Source organism: Actinoplanes sp. NPDC048988, from assembly GCF_043197815.1.
Taxonomy (GTDB): Bacteria; Actinomycetota; Actinomycetes; order Mycobacteriales; family Micromonosporaceae; genus Actinoplanes.
Window position 1 is genome coordinate 23,050 of sequence record NZ_JBICTW010000032.1, and the last position, 17,294, is coordinate 40,343.

Genomic DNA, 17,294 nt, shown 5'->3' on the forward strand with positions numbered 1-17,294 from the left:
TCTTGCCTCGTAGGGCCCATCAGAGGATGGGCTTTACCAGGAAAGAGAACGTCCCGGAAAGGTGACCCGTCACCATTGGCGCCGTGACTAGCATGGGGTGGTGACAAGGCCGGAGAGGTTGAGCGAGCGCGAGCTCCGCGCATGGGGCGGTTTGCTGACCATGCAGGAGGACCTGAGGCGCCACATCAACCGTCAGCTGACCAGCGAGGCCGGGATCTCACTGGCCGATTTCTCGATTCTCAGCGCGCTGCGGATCACCCCCGACCGGCCGATGCGGGTGTATGAGCTGATCGAGACCCTCCGCTGGGAGAAGACCCGGCTGATCCATCAGATTTCCCGCATGGTCCGTCGTGACCTGGTCGAACGCCGGACCAGTGCCGAGGACGGCCGGGGTACGGACATCGCCCTGACCGGTCAGGGGCGAGCCGTGATCGACCGGGCGCTTCCCCTGCACGTGCTCCATGTGCGGCAGCTCTTCTTCGATGTGGTCACCCCGCGCCAGCTCGACACTCTGGCCGCCCTGACCGAGACGGTGCTCGAGAACCTCCAGTCCGAGCCTTTCGACGAGTAGAAAGCGCCGAAGTTCGGCGGGCGTGGTACCCGCCACTAATAGGTGACGCGTCACCTAGATTTGCCTACGGTTGAGGGGCGGCCTCGTCATGGTGACGTCGCCGAACCTCGTCTCCGAGAGGACCACCGACATGTCCGACCCTGTGAAGCTCGCCGTCATCTATTACTCGTCGACCGGCACCGGCACCGCGATCGCCGACGAGGTGGCCAAGGCGGCCGCAGTGGCCGGCGCCGAGGTCCGGGTTCGCAAGGCCGCCGAGCTCGCGCCCCCGGCCGCGCTCGACGCCAACGAGCGCTGGGCCAGTCACCACGCGGCCACCGCCGAGATTCCGGCCCCGTCGCTCGACGATGTGAACTGGGCCGATGCCGTCATCTTCGGCTCGCCGACCCGATTCGGCAACGTTGCCGCCCAGCTCAAGCAGTTCATCGACACGCTGTCGCCGCTGTGGCTCTCGGGCGGCCTGGCCGACAAGGTCTACAGCGCCTTCACCTCGACCGGCACCCGGCACGGCGGGCACGAGTCGACGCTGCTGGCCATCTACAACAGCATTTACCACTTCGGCGGCATCATCGTGCCGCCGGGCTACACCGATCCGGTTAAGTTCGTCGACGGCAACCCGTACGGCACCTCACACCACGCCGAGCCCGGGCCCTCCCTCGGCGAGATCGGCGACGACACGCGCAACGCGGCGCGTCACCAGGCCGAGCGGGTCGTGCGGATCGCGGCGACCCTGAAACAGGGACTCACCGCCTGACCGAGTTGACCTTCGAGGGGTCGGCGGGACGGCGCAGGAGCACGAAACTCCCGAAGCTGGTCGGCGCCACCCGCACCAGTGCGAAGCCGGCCGCCTGGGCCTCGGCCGCGAGCTGGGTTGCGCTGCGGTCGAGCGGAGCGTGCCGCTGGCCGCGAAGGAGCTTTCGCAGGGATCGGGACCGCTGATCCATGTCCTGGGAGCCGGCGTCCTCCTCGGGGACGATCAGCAGCCCACCCGGCCGCAGGGCCCGCCGGATCATCGCCAGTGTCGCGGCCCGGGTCCGCTCCGGGAAGAACTGCTGCGCCCAGAAGGCGCTGTCGAACTCGGTGTCCTCGGCGAGGTCCCGGGCGTCCACGCAGCGGACGTCGATCCGGTCGGTGAGGCCGTGCTGGTTCACCCGCCGTCGTGCCTCCGCGGCAACCTCGGGCACGACCTCGATCGCCGTAGTGCGCAGCCCGGGGAAGGCCGAGCTCACCGTGATCGCGGAGGTGGCGACGCCGCATCCGACATCGAGAAGTCGCGCCTCCCGCAGCGATGCGGTCCACTCCGGCAGGTCCGCCAGCAACTGCTCGTACAACCCACTGGTGACCGTGGTCGCCCGGCCGCCCGCGGCCCGGGCGGCGACCAGGGCGTCGCCGGCCAGGAGCGCGGCGGCCGTCGCCTGGACCGCCCCATGGATCAGGCGCCGGTTCGTCTCCGCATGGTCCAGTACGTCGGGCAGGGCCAGCCAGGCGTCCTCGGCCGCCAGGGCCGCGAAGAGCGGGCTCAGGCACACACTCGAGCCGTTCCGCTCGACGACGCCGTGCTCCTTGAGCGCTTCGAGGACGTCCTCGAGCCGCGTGCGCGGCAGCCCGGTGAACTCGGCCAGCCGCTCGATCTCGCGCGGTGTGCTCAAGTATCGAGTCCAGCCCCACTGATGAACCGCGGTGAGCAGGGCGAGAGCATGCGCGCCGGTCGCCCACCGCTCGACCTCGGTCGCCGCCTGTACGGCGTCGGCGAAACGTTGTTCGGACGTTGCCCGGTCGGTCATCTCTTCCGCATCTCCGTGCCGTTGGTCGAAAGAACTTCTCAACCGTGCTGACGCGCAACCGTCGCCGACTCTCATGTCGATCTCTGTGAGGTTTTGCACCGCGGAGGCCGCGAGTGGGTGCTGCCTCACAAGACAACGGCTTGCTTGAACCCGATCGGACGGTCCGCGTCCACTCCGGTGTTGCGATCGAAGAAGCAGGAGAGTTGATGACAGCGCTGAGAATCCTCATCGCGGGCGCCGGCATCGCCGGGCTGGCCGCCAAGCACGCGCTAGCTCGGCGCGGGATCGATGCCGACGTGGTCGAGCGTGATGCGGTACCGAGGATCACCGGGGCCGGCCTCTATCTCCCCGGCAACGCGGTGCGGGCGCTTCGCGACCTCGGCCTGGGGGAGCAACTTGGCGAGCGTTCCCACCCGATCCACCGGCAGCAGCTCGAGGACGAGCGGGGCCGGGTGCTGGCCGAGTTGCCGGTCAGCGCGATCTGGGGCGAGACCGGCGACTGTGTGGCGATGCGCCGAGCCGACCTGCACAGCCTGCTGCTCGAGGCGGTCGGTGAGACCCAGGTCCGGTTCGGCGTCGCCGTCCGCGAAGTAGACCGCGACGGGACCGTGACTTTCGGTGATGGACAGCAGAGCCGATATGACCTGGTGATCGGGGCCGACGGCATTCATTCGGCCGTCCGCCTCTATGCCTTCCCGGAGGCCGAGCCGCGGTTCCTGGGCCAGGTGACCTGGCGATTCCTGGCACCCTCGGCCGGCCTGCCCGAGCACACCTGGACGGTGATGCTGGGTGACCGGGGCCGGACGTTCCTTATCGTGCCGGTGGGCGATGGGCAGGTGTACTGCTCGGCGGCGATGGACAGCGCGAGTCCTGGGGGGCAGCCGGACGACTGGCGTGCGGTGTTCGACGACTTCGCCACGGGTGGCTTGCTCGACTACGCCGGCGAGGCCCATTTCGCCCCGTTGTACGAGGTCAACGCGTTCGACCGGACCCACCCCAGGGCCGTGCTGATCGGTGACGCGGCGCATGCCTGCTCGCCGAGCATGTCGCAGGCCACCGCCATGGCCGCCGAGGACGCGATCGTCTTGGCCGAGACCTTGGCCGAGGCCCGGGGCCGGGAGACCGTCCCGGCTCTGCTCGCGGCGTATCGGGAGCGCCGAGCCGATCGTCTGCGTTTCGTCCTGGCGCAGAACCGGCGGCGCGATCAGGCCCGGCACATGCCGGCCTTCGTTCGCCGGGTGGTGTTCCGGCATTTCGCCGAGGGCATCTTCCGGTCCAACCACAAGCGGTTGCTCGCCCGCCCGTGAACCGAGGCCCGCACCGGTGACGCTGGGTGGTGTTTCCCTCGTTGACGACCGCTGATCGCGGGTGTGAAATATATTGCATGCCGGTGCCTCCTCGTGTGGGTGTGATCCCGCGATCGCTGTTACGGGACAACGCTTACCAGTCGATCCGTGACGCCATAGTCGACGGCACGCTCGCTCCCGGGGAGCGGCTCAACGACGTCGAGCTGGCGCAGTGGCTCGGAGTGAGCCGCACCCCGGTGCGCGAAGCGTTGGCCCGGCTTGAGGAAGCCGGGCTGGTGCAGACCAAGCCCGGTCGTTACACGATGGTGAGCCCGCTGGACGGGCGGGCCGCGCGGGCCGCTCAGACGGTGACCGCGGCAATGCACGAGCTGGCTGTCCGCGAGGCGGTGCCCCGCTTGTCGGCCGATGAGATCGAGGCGATGCGTACGGCCAATGCCCGTTTCGCTGAGGCGTTGCAGGCGCACGACGTCGATGCCGCCATCGCCGCGGACGACGAGTTCCACGGCATCGCGGTGACAGCCTCGGCCAACCCGGTGCTCCGCTCGGTGGTCGACCAGTTCACCCCCATGCTGAGGCGACTGGAGCGGCTGCGGTTCTCGTCGCTCGACGGCCGGGCCTCGGTGGCCCTGCACGCCCGCATCATCACCTTGTGCGAGGCGGGCGACGCCGAAGGCGCGGCGGCGGCCGCCCGTGACAACTGGATGAGTCTCGAGCAGGTCTTCGACCTCGAGACGGGCGACCGGGCGGAGTGACTCAGGAGGGGCGGCGGCCGGCGTCGGTCAGGCCGGATCGCGGGATGGCCTGTGTCATCGTGGCATCCTCGTCCGCCCCGGCGAGGGTGGCGATCAGCAGGTCGATCTCGGCGTCGCTCAGGGCGGTGGGCCCGGCGACGGCGGCGAAGACGACCGCGTGGGCCACCTCCGCCACGTGACCGCCGGCCATTCTGGCCCTCAGGCCCGCGACGAACTCGGCCGGGAGCCGCCCGTCCAGGCTTTCGAGGAATCGCCGGAACTCGTGGTCCGTCGCAGTGTGCTGGCTCTGTTCCACTTTCGCTCCCTTGCTCCGGGGTCAGCCCTCCATCAGCGCGCTGCGCAGCTGCTGCATGGCGTAGTGGGCGCGGGACTTGACCGTGCCGACCGGGACCCCGAGGCGGGTCGCGGTCTCGTCGAGGGTGTGGCCCTCGAAGTACAGCTCCAGAAGCACCGACCGGTGCGCGACGCTGAGCCGGCCGATCGCGTGGCGCAGGGTCATCGTCGCGATCACCGTCTCGGCCGCCTCGCTGCCGGCCGCGGCCGGCTCGCTGTCGATCAGGCCGACCTCCACGGGCCGCGACTGCCGCTTGCGGTACGCGTCGATGGCCAGCCGGCGAGCCACCGTGAACAGCCAGCGCCGCTGCGACTCGGGCTCGACCGGTACGGCGTCCAGGCTGCGCCACGCCCGGAGCAGGGTCTCCTGCACCAGATCCTCGGCGGTGTGCGCGGCGCCCGGTGAGAGCAGCCCTCGCAGAAAGTGCAGCAGGGGAGCGCCATTGTCGCGGACGATGTCCCGCATCTGGACCTCGGCCCGGCCGGGCCTGGCAGCGACGGTGAATTTGCGGTCGATGACGTTGGTCGCGGTTGTCATAGCTCATCCCCGTAGCAATTCGGCAGGTTCCAGAAAAGCGTACGAGGAGGGCTGTGAAATCCTACTTAAAGACTTGTTACGCCGATGTGGATAGGAATTCGGTGACCATTTGAAGTGTGCTTGCGACCAGCTTATGGGCTGTCAGCTATTAGTCAAGAATTGGTTGGGGGGGACGATGCACATTTTGGCCGGACAGTGCGTCGCGCAGGCCCGCCCGTGTCGATATGCCCAGTTTGGGGAAGATTCGGTAGAGGTGCGCGCCGACCGTGCGATGCGAAAGATAAAGGCGCTCGGCGATCTGTTTGTTGGTCAGACCCGAGGCGGCCAGGCTCGCTATCTCGAATTCCTGCGCGGTCAGCGCGGCCGGCGGTTGCTCGTCGGCGTCCGCCCGGAATCCGGTCGCCCGCAATTCGGTGAGCGTGCGGGCCACCCACGGATCCGCGCCCATCGCGGCAAAACCGTCATGAGCGACGGCGAGATGCCCACGGGCGCGCGAGAACTCCTTGCGCCGCCGCAGCTTTTCGGCGAAGGCAAGCCGGATGCGGGAGGACTCGAAGAGCCAGCGTTCGCAGGCCGGATCGTCGAGCGTCTCCTCCAGGCGGACCGCGGCCTCCTCGCCGTCCAGGACCAGCGCGTCGACGCCGTGCTGGATCAGCCGCATACGCGGGGAGATCATGGCGACCTGAGCCGAGCGCATGGCTTCGGCGTGCGCCCGGGCCTCGTCCGATCGGCCGGTACGCAGGGCGGCCTCGACCAGGTCGAACATCACCCAGGTGCTGATCGGCACGTGCGGCGCGAGCACGCCGGCGGGGCTGACCGCCGTGGCGTGCTGGTAGGCGGCCTCGAAGTCACCGTCGGCGGCCGCGGCGAGCGTGCGGGGGTGATGGGCGATGGCCACCGCGCCGGCGACACCGCGCGGCAGTGCCCAGTGGGTGATCTCGTCGGCGAGTTTGAACGCCTCGTCGGTCCGGCCCCGGCCCGCCGCCACGATGGCTCGGTTGTAGGCGAAGTACCAGTTCAGGAACGGAAGGTTGCTGACGGAGCAGACCTTCTGGGCCTCGTGCGCCAGCTCGGTGGCCTCGTCCCAGCGACCGGTGAGGTAGTCGTCGAGGCACAGGTGCATGATCGCGCTGAGGTGCCGTCGAGGTGCCCCACCGTCACGGCCCTGGCGTACCAGCCGCCAGGAATGCTCCCGGTTGTCACCGAGCCGGTCGAGGTAGACCGAGGCCGTGCCGATCCGCATGACGCGGGTCAGATCCTCCTCGGTGTCCAGGGTGGACAGCAGGGTCTCCAGGTCGCGCCCGGCGGCCGCGCCGGTGCGAACCGGGTCGGGAAAGGTCCGGCTGAGCACCGAGAGCAGCAGGGGCGGTGCCGGCGTCAACCGTGCTACGGCCCGGTGGAACACGGCCCAGAGCTCGGCGCTGCCCGCATACCAGGAGAGCAGGAGCAGGGTGTGCAAAGCCTCGTCGAGGGCCGCGTCGTCGGCCCGCCAGCCGTGCTCGCCGGACTCGATCGCCCCGGCGAGCAGCCGGTGCGCGGTGTGCACGTCCCCGTCGCCGTTGACCATCAACAGTGCCGCCGCGTTCGCCGCGTGCAGCGACCCGGCCGAGTTGGGGCTGGTCGCCTGGGCGTCGGCCAGCAACGTGGTCGCGTCGCTGACGCCGCCGGCCTCCGCTCCCATGTACGCGGCCTCGGCCAGCCGCCGAGCCCGGTTCTCGGTGGTGGCGCTCAGCTCCGCGGCCCTGACCAGCGCGGCGATCGCCGCCAGGACGTCACCGCGCTGGAGCACTCGGCGGGAGGCCTCCTCGAGCTGCGCCGCCACCGACTCGTCGGGTCCGGCCGTGGCGGCCGCCAGATGCCAGGCCCGGCGCTCGGGATCGCTGGTCAGCCCGGAGGCGATGGCCAGGTGGGCGCCGCGGCGTTCCTCATGGGTCGAGGTCGCGACGATCGCCGACTGGATGAGCGGGTGGCGGAAGACCAGCACGCCGGTGCAGTCGTCGACTCTTACCAGCCCGGCTCGCTCGGCCGGTGCCAGGTCGGTGAGGTCGGTCAAGCCGCGCAGGACACCCACGTCGCCGCTGCCCTCGAAAGTAGCGAGCAGCAGCAGCAGGCGGGTGGCGTCAGGCAGACCCGCGACGCGCAGGGCGAACACCTTCTGCAGGCGCTCGCTCAGCGGAACCACCGCTGACTGCTCGAGAAACTGCTCCGTGGACGTGGCCACGGTGGCGGGCAGCTCGACGAGAGCCAGCGGGTTGCCCTGAGCGAGCTCGAGCAGCCGCTCCCGGGCGTGGGGAGCCATGGTGGGGAACCGGGCGTCCACCAGCCGTGCGCTGGCCTCCCGCGCGAGCGGCTCGACCGTGACCTCGGTGAGGCCGCGCCGATCGAGGAAGCTTTCCGTGCCGATGCGGGACGAGGCGATGACACCGATCGGCGATGCCTTGACCCGCCTCGCGACGAAGCCGAGCACGACAGCGCTGAGCCGGTCGGCCCACTGGATGTCGTCGACGACCAGCAGGAGGGGCGCCTTGCGAGCCACGGCGGTCAGCAGCGACAGGGTGGCGTTGCCCACCAGCAACGTCTGCGGAGCGGGGCCGGACCCGAGGCCCAGGGCGACGACGAGGGCATCGCGGTACGCGGGCGGAAGTCGCGCTATCTCGGACGACAACGGCAACAGCAGCTGATTGAGTAGCGAGTAGCTGACCTCCGCCTCGAACTCGGAGCCCGACGCGCGCAGCACGCGGAGACCGGCGGCGTGGGCCCGGTGGGCCGCGGCCGCCAGCAACGCCGATTTCCCGACACCGGGCTCGCCGCGCACCAGGCGCACGTCACCGTCCTGCCGCGCCGATGCGATGAAGCGGTCGATGCGCGCCAGCTCCACCTCGCGTCCGAACAGGTCCTCCACCACCGGCTCCGATCAGGTCGTGGCCGGCCCCGCGAGGGGCCGGCCCAGCAGGGGCGCCAGTTCCTGCCAGTGGGCGCGGGTGGCGGCCACGGCGGCGTCGACGTCGCCGGACTCACCCCGTTCGATCATGTGGCTGTGCTGAACGACCGCATCGTGCCCGCTCGGTGACGAGAACCGGAGCCGCGCGGCCCGCAGGAGCGGGGGCGTGAACTGCTCGAGCACTGTGCGCAGGGCGGCATTGCCCGACGCGGTGACCGTGATCGCGTGGAATTCCTCGTCGGCGCGGATCGCCGCCTCGGCGTCGCCGGTCTCCACGGCGGCGGCGAAGCGTGTGTTCGCCTGCCGCATGGCTTGGAAGTCGGCGACGGTGAGCAGGGGGACGGCCTCGCGGACGGCGAGCTCGTGCATGGCTGTGGTCACCGCCAGCGCCACGCGAGCAAAGGACATGCAATATATTGCATAACGGTAGCGAGAGAATGTCAAGCCGCGCGCGTCGAGGCGCCTGGGCGGACCGCCGACGGCGGCACGCCGTAGCGAGCCTGGAACGCTCGGGTGAAGTGGGCCTGGCTGGTGAAGCACCATCGGGCCGCGATGCGGGCGATGCTCAGATGACTCAGCAACGGATCGGCCAGGTCGTGCAGCACCGCCTCCAGGCGCCGCAACCGGATGTACTCCGTGACCGTGTGCGGCTCGTCCTCGAAGAGCCGGTGCAGGCTGCGGGGAGCCATCCGGTGGGCGGCCGCGATCCCGTCGTGGGTCAGATCCGGCTCCGGCAGGTGCTCACGGACGTACCGCAGCACCTGGAGCCGCCGCCCGTCCGTAGCGGCCTCCTCGCGGTCCGGGTCCGTGATCCGGAGCGCACCGGCGATGAGGTGGAACGCGGCCTCGCCGAGACGTCCGGCCGAGGCGCCGATGGTCGTTCGCTGAGCCATCGCGGCGGCGATGAAACCGGCCAGCACGGCCCCCGGCCCCGCGTCGAACGAATGCGCGTGCCGCATCGCCTGCCGGACGACGTTGTCCGGCAGGGACAGGACATGGCGCGGGAAGGCGAGCACAACGCACGACCACTGGCCCTCCAGCCGCAGAGTGTAGGGCCGGCCGGTGTCATAGAGCGCCATCTGTCCCGGCCCGATGCGCACCTGGTGACCGTCCTGACTGACCGTGGTGCTCCCGTCCTGCTGCATACACAGCTTGAGGCGGTCGTTCGGCCCGCGCCGGACGGGCGGCGTGCGCCGCAGAGTCTGCGGACTCCCACTGACTCGGGAGGCCAACAGGGTGCCGAGAGCAGCGCCGGGCGGTGAGGTCACGCCTAGCTTTACGCGTCGGCACCACCGAAGTTCAGACGCCGACGGTCAAACGCCGGGGCGGAAATGGTCAATCACCTGTGCCGGAGCCGAGCAACCGTGGTCGGCATGGCAGATAACTATGATTTCATCGTGGTCGGTGCCGGCTCGGCCGGCGCGGTCGTCGCCTCCCGGCTGTCCGAGGATCCGCGCGTACGGGTTCTCCTGCTCGAGTCGGGTCCGGCCGACACCTTGCCCGAGATCTCGGTTCCGCCGGCCTGGCCCGCGCTGTGGGGTAGCGCGGTCGACTACGGCTATGTCACCGTCCCACAGAGCGGCACCGGCGACGAACGACACGACTGGCCGAGAGGACACACCCTCGGCGGCTCCAGCAGCATCAACGCCATGGTCTTCCTCCGCGGGCACGCCGCGGACTTCGACGGCTGGGCCAAGCAGGGCGCCGACGGCTGGGACTTCGCCTCGGTGCTGCCGTACTTCCGCCGAATCGAAACTGTCGAGGGCGGCGATCCGGCCTACCGCGGAGACAGCGGCCCGATGCGGCCGGCGATCGCGGCCGACCCCAACCCGCTCTCTCAGGTCTTCGTCGACGCGGCTGTCGCGGCCGGATATCCGCGTACCGAGGATTTCAACGGCGCTGTGGCCGAGGGCGTGGGCTGGCACGACCTGTCGATCACCGGGGGTCTGCGGCAGAGCACGGCGGCTGCCTATCTGCACCCGGTGGCCGCCGACCGGCCCAATCTGACCATCCTGACCGGGGCCCGCGCGCACCGGCTGATCATCCAGCGTGGCCGCTGCGTCGGCGTGATCTTCGCGCGGGAGGGCGAGGTCACTTCGGCCTACGCTGACTACGAGGTCGTCGTCAGCGCCGGCGCGGTCGACTCGCCGCGGTTGCTCATGTACTCGGGCATCGGCGACGCGGCCGACCTCGCCCGGCTGGGCATCCCGGTGGCGCAGCACCTGCCGGGGGTCGGCCGCAACCTGCACGACCACCCGCTGGCCAGCCTGGTCTTCGAGGCGTCGCAGCCGATCCCCGCGGCTCGCACCAACCACGCCGAGACGTCGATGCTCTGGCGCAGTGACAGCGCGCTGCCCGGTCCGGACACGCAGATCATGTTCATCGAGGCGCCGTTCCACCGGCCCGCCCTGCTGGCGCCGGCGAACAGCTTCACGTTCGGCGTCGCCACCGTGCCCGATTCGCGGGGCACGATCCGGCTGGCATCAGCCGATCCCGACGTGGCGCCGCTGATCGACCCGAACTATCTGGCCGAGGAGAGCGACGTCCGCCGCCTCGTCGAGGGCCTCGAGGTGGCCCGGACGATCGCCGCCACCGCGCCGTTCGACGGATGGCGCGGCCGCGAGGTGCTGCCCGGGCCGGACGTTCGCGAGCGCGCCGGGCTGCGCGAATATCTGAGCCGGGGCACCGGCACCTACTATCACCCGGTCGGCACCTGCGCCATGGGCGACGGGGCCGACGCGGTGGTCACCCCGGACCTGCGTGTCCAGGGCGTCGACGGGCTGCGGGTGGCCGACGCGTCGGTGATGCCCCGCATCGTCTGCGTCAACACCAACCCGGCCACCATCATGATCGGTGAAAAGGCCGCTGACATGATCCGCTCCGCGCACGTCTGATCGAGGGACACTGTGACGGTGCGAAACGGCTTGAGTATCGGCGAGTTCCCCACTCAGTCACCTGAGCATGCGGACACTGCGCCGCTATCACGAGGCCGGGCGGCCGGATCCGGCGGCGGTGGACCCGTTCACCGGCTACCGGCACTACAAGCCCGACCAGATCGCGACCGCGCGGGTCATCGGTCACCCGAGGCGGCTGGGCGCGCCTGACGCATGATGATCGGACGCAGTCGTGAGCTGGCCGCCGTACGCCGGCTGCTGGACCGCACGGTCGCCGGAGCGGGAGACCGCCTGACTGTCGTGGGCCCCTCCGGCTCCGGCAAGACGGCACTGGCCGACGCCGCGGCCGAGCTCGCCCGCCGGCGCGGACTGCCTGTGAGCCGGTCACCCGAGGCCGGTGGTGCGGGCCCTCGGCTGGTGATCCTCGACGGCCTCGGCCCGGCCGGCGGTTCGGAGCGTGTCGACCAGCTGGTTCTTGGTGGCGCCGCCGTGCTGGTCACCGCCGGCACGGCCGGGACAGCCGGCCGGCATCTCCACCTCACCCCGCTGCCCGAGGCCGAGCTGGCGGCCCTGCTGCCCGAACAATCGCCCGAGACGGTCCACGCGGTGTGGTTGCTCACCGCGGGATGGCCCGGTCCGGCCCTCGACCTCGCGGCGGGCCTACCGCCCGGCTCGGGCGAGGACGCGGTGGTGCGGATCGTCCTAGCGGCCCCGTCCCGAGGTGAGTTCCTCGCCGTCGACACGGCCCTGATCCGGCTGCTGGAGGACGCCGCGTCGCGGGTGCTCCCGCCGGCCGTCCGGGCCCGGGTGCTGGCGCGGCTGGCCGGGGAGTTGCTGGGCGACCCGTCGGCGGCGGCGCGGCGACGGGAGCTGGCCGACGAGGCGGTGCGGCTGGCCCGATCCGCCGGCGACTCACGGACCCTGGCCGAGGTGCTGGACGGGCGGCTGCACGCGTTGTGGGACCCGGCGGCGGCCCATGAACGGCTGGCCACCGCGTCCGAGATAGTCGGCCTGTCCCGGCGGGCGGGCGACGCGGGTCTCGAGCGCCGGGGCCTGTTCTGGCGATTCGTCGCCCTGGTCGAGCTGGCCGACCTCGACGCGGCGGAAGCCGCGCTGGTGGCGTACGCGCGAGCCGGGGAGCGCGACGGTGATCCGGAGGCAATGGCTGTCGCGCTGTCCCGGCAGGCGGTGCTGGCGCTGATCCGTGGCCGCCTCGATCTCGCCGAGACGCTCACCGCCGAGGTGACCGTGGCCGGGCAGCGGGCCGGGCTGGCCGACACCGGCCGGTTGACCGCCTCGCTGCGGGGCCGTTTGGCGTTGCTCCGGGGCGAGGCGGCGGGCCAGGTAGAGCCATTGTGGGCGCTCGCGCGGCGACTGCCCGGACACTTCTTCGAGGTGACAGCGGCTCGGGCGCTGGCCGAGTCCGGGCAGGTCACCGAGGCGCTGCTCGAGGTCGAACGGCTGGTGCCGGCGGTGCTGGCCGGGGCCGGTCCCCGCTGGATCGGCGCCGTGGCCGACCTCGCGCTGGTCGCGTCGCTCGGCGGTACCCCCGCCGCCACCCAGGCCCTCTACGACGCGCTGCTGCCCTATGCCGGTCGCCTCGTGATCTGGGGCGGGGCGAACACCGTCACCGGGCCGGTCGACGACTATCTCGGCCGGCTCGCCGCCCGGCTCGGCCGTCCCGCGCAGGCCCGGGCACATCTCGACAAGGCGATCGAGCTGGAGGCGCGGCTCGGGGCGCTGCCGTGGCTGGCGGCCACCCGCGCGGCCCGCGCCGGCCTGGAGCCGGCGGCGCCCGTCACCGGCGCGTGGCGCCTGGTGCGCGACGACGGCGACTGGGTCCTCGAGGCGGGCCGGGAGCACGCCCGCCTCCGTGATGTGCGCGGACTGCACTATCTGCGGACGCTGCTGGCCGCCCCGGGACGGGAGATCGCCGCCCTGGACCTCGTGGCCGGGGGCGCCGGACTCGCGCTGACCCCGCCCGAGCCGGTGCTCGACACCGCGGCCAGGGCCGCGTACCGCAAGCGGCTCGACGAGCTGGCCGGCCGGCTGGAGGACGCCGACCGCGCCGGCGACGTGGACCGGGCGACCAGGCTCGTCGCCGAACGGCAGGCCCTGGTGGACGAGCTGCGGCGGGCCGCGGGACTCGGCGGCCGCACCCGCCGGCACAACGCCGAGGCGGAGCGCGCGCGGGTCAACGCGACACGCGCGCTTCGGACGGTGCTGACCCGGCTCGAGCCGCTGGTCCCGATCGCCGCCGCCCACCTGCGGGCGTCGGTACGGACCGGCAGCTTCTTCCGGTACGAGCCGGCCACCGGTGGGCCGGCCCGCTGGCAATTGTGACCCCGGCCACGAACAGAATGTTCCCGGCCCGGTTACGCCGTAGGGGCATGACATCTCCCCTCGTTCTCCTGCACGGGCTGAGCTTCGACCGGCGGCACTGGGAGCCGCTGCGCCGGGAGCTGGCTGCCCTGGATCCCGACCGCCAGGTTCTCGCCCTCGACCTGCCGGGCCACGGCGCCGCCGAGCGCCGGGCGTCGTACCGGCCCGAGGAGGTCGCCGAGGTGCTGCACGGCCAGATCGAGGCGGCGGCTCTGCCCGGGCCGCCCACCGTCGTGGGCCACTCGGTCGGTGGAGTGATCGCCACCGTCTACGCCGCCCGCTACCCGGTCCGCGACGTCGTCAACCTTGATCAGATCCTGCTGCCCGGCCCCTTCGGGGGCATCGTGCGCGCGGCGGAACCGGAGCTCCGGGGCCCGGGCTGGCGCGCGGTGTGGGAGCGGATGCTGGCCGGAATGGGCATCGACAAACTCCACGGAGAGGCCCGGCGCCTCGCCGAGACCGCCACCGATCCGCGGCCCGACCTCCTACTGGGTTACTGGGCCGAAATCCTGCAGGGCGCGGACCAGCAGATCCGGGCCGACCGGGAGGCTGATCTGCGGGCGATCGCCGAGCGTGGCATCGGCTATCGCTGGGTCACCGCCGCCGAGCCGCCGGCTCCCTATGTCGAATGGTTGCGCGCGGCGCTGCCGGCGGTCGCCGTCACGGTGCTACCGGGTGGCCACCTTCCGCATCTGGAGCATCCGGCCGAGCTGGCGCGGCTGCTGTCGGCCGGCTCAGTGGCCAACCTGGTCGCGTAGCGCCCGCAGGGCATAGTGCAAGCGGGAGCGGACCGTGCCGATCGGTATGCCGAGGCGCTCGGCCACCTCCCGCGGTGCCCGGTTCTCCACGGCAAGGGCGAGCAGCACGTCGCGGTGAGCCTGGCTCAGCCCGGCCACGGCCTCGCGCAGCGTCACGTTGGCGATGGCCGCGGCCGCCGTCCGGTCCTCGAGCGCGACCGGCTCGGCCGTCGCCGCCACCTCGACCGGCCGGGCCTGCCGCCGGCGGGACGCGTCAATGGCCACGTGGCGGGCGACCGTGTGCAGCCATCGTCGACCGGCCTGTTCGCCGGCCGGGACAGCGTTGAGGTGGCGCCAGGCGCGCAGCATCGTCTCCTGGACCAGATCTTCGGCGTCGCCGTCGTGGGTGATCGCCGCGGCGAGATCGGTCAGCGGCTCGCAGTGCTGGTACACCAGCTCGCGCATCCGGGCTTCGGTGTCGGTCGAGTTCTCCGGACGGGACATCCACCCAACTTAGAAAAGGCGCAGTGACAAATTTGTGATGCCCGAGTGACATCGGTCTCGCGGCTTGAAACGTGGTGCGGCATCGGGAAGGGGATCTTTCACGGTTTCCTCCGAACGAGGGCACCGGCTCCGTCTCCTGTGGACGTACGGGCGAAGTCGCCGCTCACGGCGTATCTGTCGAATGACTTAAAGGATCTGTGCCGCTGGCCACGCCCGCGTGGAGCTCACGTGCCGGGATCGGCCCACCGCTGGTCGAGCAGCGGTGAGCCGATCGGCCGAGCGGCCGCTCGGCCGCACGCCAGGCGGAGGCGAATGACTGATTCGGCCGGCGGGCCGAGAGCCGATGGTGGATGTCGGCAGCGCGCTTCGATCCAGGACGCGCCGATACCAGCTTCGAGGGAGTGATCATGAAGCCAACCATCGTCCTTGTCCACGGCGCCTTCGCCGAGTCGGCCAGCTGGAACGGTGTCATCAGCCGGCTGCGGGCGGCCGGGCACCACACCATCGCGCCGGGCAACCCGCTGCGGAGCTTGTCAGGCGATGCCGCCTCGGTGTCCGACCTGCTGGCCACCATCGACGGCCCGGTCGTGCTGGTCGGGCATTCGTACGGCGGGGCCGTGGTGTCGAACGCCGCGGTCGGCGCCGACAACGTGAAGGCCCTGGTCTACGTGGCCGCACTCGCCCCCGACAAGGGCGAGACGACGCCCGACCTGCTCACCAAGTTTCCCGGCGCCACGCTCGGCGAGCACCTGTACGAGGTTCCGCGCAGCGACGGCACGGCCGATGTCTACGTGGACCCCGACTGTTACCACGACCATTTCGCCGCTGACCTCCCGGCCGAGCAGGCCACGCTCGATGCGGCGACGCAGCGGCCGTTCAACAGCGTGGCGCTCAACGAGGCGTCCGGCGAGCCGGCGTGGAAGACCATTCCGTCCTGGTTCATCTCGCCGGAGCTCGACCGCGCCATCCCGCTGGAGACCTTCCGTTTCATGGCCGAGCGGGCCAACGCCCAGGAGTCGGTGGAGATCGCCGGCGCCTCGCACGCCCTGCCGGTGTCACAGCCGCAGGCCGTGGCCGATTTCATCCTCCGGGCCGCGGCCGCGGTCTGAGTTCTCTCTCCATCTCTGAAAGGACCACTCTCATGAAGCTTCGTTTCTCGAAGAAGACGGCCGTCACCGCGAGCGTCGCGATCGCGGCGCTTGTCGCCGGATCGGCCGGCGCGGCGTCGGCGTCGGGGTCGGGACATGCGTGGAAGAAGCCGACGGTCGTGCTGGTGCACGGGGCGTTCGCCGACTCGTCGAGCTGGAACGGTGTGGTCGCCGACCTGCTGCACGACGGTTATCCGGTGGTGGCGGCCGCGAACCCGCTGCGAGGGCTGCACTCGGACGCCCAGTACCTGCGTACCGTACTCGCCAGCGTCAAGGGGCCGATCGTCCTGGCCGGCCATTCGTACGGCGGGTCGGTGATGAGCGAGGCCGCCGACGGTGACAAGGACGTCAAGGCGCTGGTCTACATCGCCAGTTTCGCGCCGGAGAAGGGCGAAAGCACCTCGGATCTGGCGGCGAAGTTCCCGGGCGGGCAGCTCGGCGAGGCGCTGAACGAGGTGCCGGTGACGGTGCCGGGCGCCGGGCCGGGCACGGACCTCTACATCAAGCAGGACCAGTTCCGGCGGGTGTTCGCGGCCGATGTGCCGCGTGGTCAGGCGGCGCTGATGGCGGCGACGCAGCGGCCGATCACGAGTGCGGCGCTGGATGAGAAGGCCACCCGGACGGCGTGGAAGTCGATCCGGTCCTGGTTCATGATCACGAAGCAGGATCTGGCCATCCCGGCCGACTCGATGCGGTTCATGGCCAAGCGGGCCAAGTCGCGCACGGTCGAGATCAACGCCTCGCACGCGGTCACCGTCTCCGAGCCGGACGCGGTGGCCCGGCTGATCACCGAAGCCGCCCGCGCGACCACGCGCTGAGCGGAAGGACGGTTGCCCGGTCGGCCCTGCCGCGCACAGCGAGGCCGGCCGGGCGGGCTCCGGCCCGCATAGCTCATGTTCTTTATGTTCAAATCCTTCTCGTCCGGTCTTGTGTGAGATATTTGCTGGCTGCGGCGATTGACTCTCACTCAGGGCAGCATTGATATCCCGGCGGGTACGTGCGTCAGATCCGGACATCGGTGTCGTCCAGTTATCGATAGATCACCTTTAGGTGTAGTCTTCCAGAAAGCACGATCGGTCGCTCTATCGACAATGGATGATTCGTTCAGTGATGACTTTCAGTTACACCGCAGTCACATGGAATGCCGGCAAGCGTTGTTCGCGCGCATGATCAGGAAGTCTTCGAGGGGCCTGGGCATGTTTTCGGTCGAAGGGCTCTGGTGCACGTGGGGGGTGAGCTCGTGCCTTTGACCAATGGTGACGACAATTCTTTCTCTTTCGGCGTGCTTGGGCCGGTGCGGGTGTGGCGGGGCGGGGTTGAGGTTGATCTGGGTGCGCGGCAGCAGCGTTTGATTTTGGCGTTGTTGCTGGCTGGTGCGGGTCAGCCGGTGGGGTTGAGTGAGA

The 17,294-nt window shown here is 70.7% G+C and carries 18 protein-coding genes; 10 read left to right on the forward strand and 8 right to left on the reverse strand.

Annotated elements, in window-relative coordinates:
- The first annotated feature begins 100 nt into the window (after nt 1–100).
- Both ACGFJ7_RS46350 and wrbA read left to right on the forward strand, forming a co-directional pair.
- Nucleotides 101–571, forward strand: coding sequence for a MarR family winged helix-turn-helix transcriptional regulator (locus tag ACGFJ7_RS46350; protein ID WP_392648879.1), 471 nt, complete (start codon nt 101–103; stop codon nt 569–571).
- Nucleotides 572–701: 130 nt separating this feature from the next.
- A complete protein-coding gene (gene wrbA / locus ACGFJ7_RS46355; RefSeq protein WP_360261474.1) occupies nt 702–1,325 on the forward strand; it encodes an NAD(P)H:quinone oxidoreductase in 624 nt (207 codons plus the stop codon).
- Here wrbA and ACGFJ7_RS46360 read toward each other — a convergent pair.
- The gene (locus tag ACGFJ7_RS46360; protein ID WP_360261477.1) at nt 1,315–2,355 is read right to left on the reverse strand and encodes a class I SAM-dependent methyltransferase; all 1,041 of its coding nucleotides are present in this window, start codon (nt 2,353–2,355) and stop codon (nt 1,315–1,317) included. The two genes, wrbA and ACGFJ7_RS46360, sit on opposite strands and share 11 nt — an antisense overlap.
- A gap of 206 nt (nt 2,356–2,561) precedes the next feature.
- Here ACGFJ7_RS46360 and ACGFJ7_RS46365 point away from each other — a divergent pair, with 206 nt between their 5' ends.
- Both ACGFJ7_RS46365 and ACGFJ7_RS46370 read left to right on the forward strand, forming a co-directional pair.
- Entirely contained in the window at nt 2,562–3,662 is a 1,101-nt protein-coding gene (locus tag ACGFJ7_RS46365) for an FAD-dependent monooxygenase (protein ID WP_392648883.1), read from the forward strand.
- A 77-nt stretch (nt 3,663–3,739) separates the two neighbouring features.
- Nucleotides 3,740–4,414: a GntR family transcriptional regulator gene (locus tag ACGFJ7_RS46370; RefSeq protein WP_360261483.1), complete on the forward strand. Its 675-nt coding sequence runs from the start codon at nt 3,740–3,742 to the stop codon at nt 4,412–4,414.
- Nucleotide 4,415: 1 nt separating this feature from the next.
- Here ACGFJ7_RS46370 and ACGFJ7_RS46375 read toward each other — a convergent pair whose 3' ends face one another.
- The 5 genes from ACGFJ7_RS46375 to ACGFJ7_RS46395 all read right to left on the reverse strand — a co-directional run bounded on the left by ACGFJ7_RS46375 (nt 4,416) and on the right by ACGFJ7_RS46395 (nt 9,494).
- Nucleotides 4,416–4,709 carry a hypothetical protein gene (locus ACGFJ7_RS46375; RefSeq protein WP_360261486.1) on the reverse strand — a complete coding sequence of 98 codons (294 nt, stop codon included), beginning with the start codon at nt 4,707–4,709 and terminating at the stop codon, nt 4,416–4,418.
- Nucleotides 4,710–4,730: 21 nt separating this feature from the next.
- Nucleotides 4,731–5,285, reverse strand: a complete 555-nt coding sequence (locus ACGFJ7_RS46380; protein ID WP_360261489.1) for a sigma-70 family RNA polymerase sigma factor — start codon at nt 5,283–5,285, stop codon at nt 4,731–4,733.
- A gap of 148 nt (nt 5,286–5,433) precedes the next feature.
- Nucleotides 5,434–8,187: an AAA family ATPase gene (locus ACGFJ7_RS46385; RefSeq protein ID WP_392648888.1), complete on the reverse strand. Its 2,754-nt coding sequence runs from the start codon at nt 8,185–8,187 to the stop codon at nt 5,434–5,436.
- A 12-nt stretch (nt 8,188–8,199) separates the two neighbouring features.
- The gene (locus ACGFJ7_RS46390; protein WP_392648891.1) at nt 8,200–8,634 is read right to left on the reverse strand and encodes an FCD domain-containing protein; all 435 of its coding nucleotides are present in this window, start codon (nt 8,632–8,634) and stop codon (nt 8,200–8,202) included.
- A gap of 32 nt (nt 8,635–8,666) precedes the next feature.
- Nucleotides 8,667–9,494 carry a helix-turn-helix domain-containing protein gene (locus ACGFJ7_RS46395; RefSeq protein WP_392648894.1) on the reverse strand — a complete coding sequence of 276 codons (828 nt, stop codon included), beginning with the start codon at nt 9,492–9,494 and terminating at the stop codon, nt 8,667–8,669.
- Nucleotides 9,495–9,599: 105 nt separating this feature from the next.
- Here ACGFJ7_RS46395 and ACGFJ7_RS46400 point away from each other — a divergent pair, with 105 nt between their 5' ends.
- The 4 genes from ACGFJ7_RS46400 to ACGFJ7_RS46415 all read left to right on the forward strand — a co-directional run bounded on the left by ACGFJ7_RS46400 (nt 9,600) and on the right by ACGFJ7_RS46415 (nt 14,260).
- Complete coding sequence (locus ACGFJ7_RS46400) at nt 9,600–11,120, forward strand: GMC family oxidoreductase N-terminal domain-containing protein (RefSeq protein WP_360261500.1); 1,521 nt, start codon at nt 9,600–9,602, stop codon at nt 11,118–11,120.
- A 67-nt stretch (nt 11,121–11,187) separates the two neighbouring features.
- Nucleotides 11,188–11,337, forward strand: coding sequence for a hypothetical protein (locus ACGFJ7_RS46405; RefSeq protein WP_360261502.1), 150 nt, complete (start codon nt 11,188–11,190; stop codon nt 11,335–11,337).
- Entirely contained in the window at nt 11,334–13,463 is a 2,130-nt protein-coding gene (locus tag ACGFJ7_RS46410; protein WP_392648898.1) for an AAA family ATPase, read from the forward strand. Before ACGFJ7_RS46405 ends, ACGFJ7_RS46410 begins: the two co-directional genes overlap by 4 nt.
- Before the next feature lie 47 nt (nt 13,464–13,510).
- Nucleotides 13,511–14,260, forward strand: coding sequence for an alpha/beta hydrolase (locus ACGFJ7_RS46415; RefSeq protein ID WP_360261507.1), 750 nt, complete (start codon nt 13,511–13,513; stop codon nt 14,258–14,260).
- Here ACGFJ7_RS46415 and ACGFJ7_RS46420 read toward each other — a convergent pair.
- Nucleotides 14,237–14,743 (reverse strand): sigma-70 family RNA polymerase sigma factor, encoded by a 507-nt coding sequence (locus ACGFJ7_RS46420; protein ID WP_360261509.1) that lies wholly within the window; start codon nt 14,741–14,743, stop codon nt 14,237–14,239. The two genes, ACGFJ7_RS46415 and ACGFJ7_RS46420, sit on opposite strands and share 24 nt — an antisense overlap.
- Before the next feature lie 407 nt (nt 14,744–15,150).
- Here ACGFJ7_RS46420 and ACGFJ7_RS46425 point away from each other — a divergent pair, with 407 nt between their 5' ends.
- Nucleotides 15,151–15,852: an alpha/beta hydrolase gene (locus tag ACGFJ7_RS46425; RefSeq protein WP_360261512.1), complete on the forward strand. Its 702-nt coding sequence runs from the start codon at nt 15,151–15,153 to the stop codon at nt 15,850–15,852.
- A 32-nt stretch (nt 15,853–15,884) separates the two neighbouring features.
- Entirely contained in the window at nt 15,885–16,709 is an 825-nt protein-coding gene (locus ACGFJ7_RS46430; protein ID WP_360261514.1) for an alpha/beta hydrolase, read from the forward strand.
- A gap of 314 nt (nt 16,710–17,023) precedes the next feature.
- Here ACGFJ7_RS46430 and ACGFJ7_RS46435 read toward each other — a convergent pair.
- A partial coding sequence (locus ACGFJ7_RS46435; protein WP_360261516.1) for a hypothetical protein occupies nt 17,024–17,294 on the reverse strand: 271 nt, incomplete at its 5' end.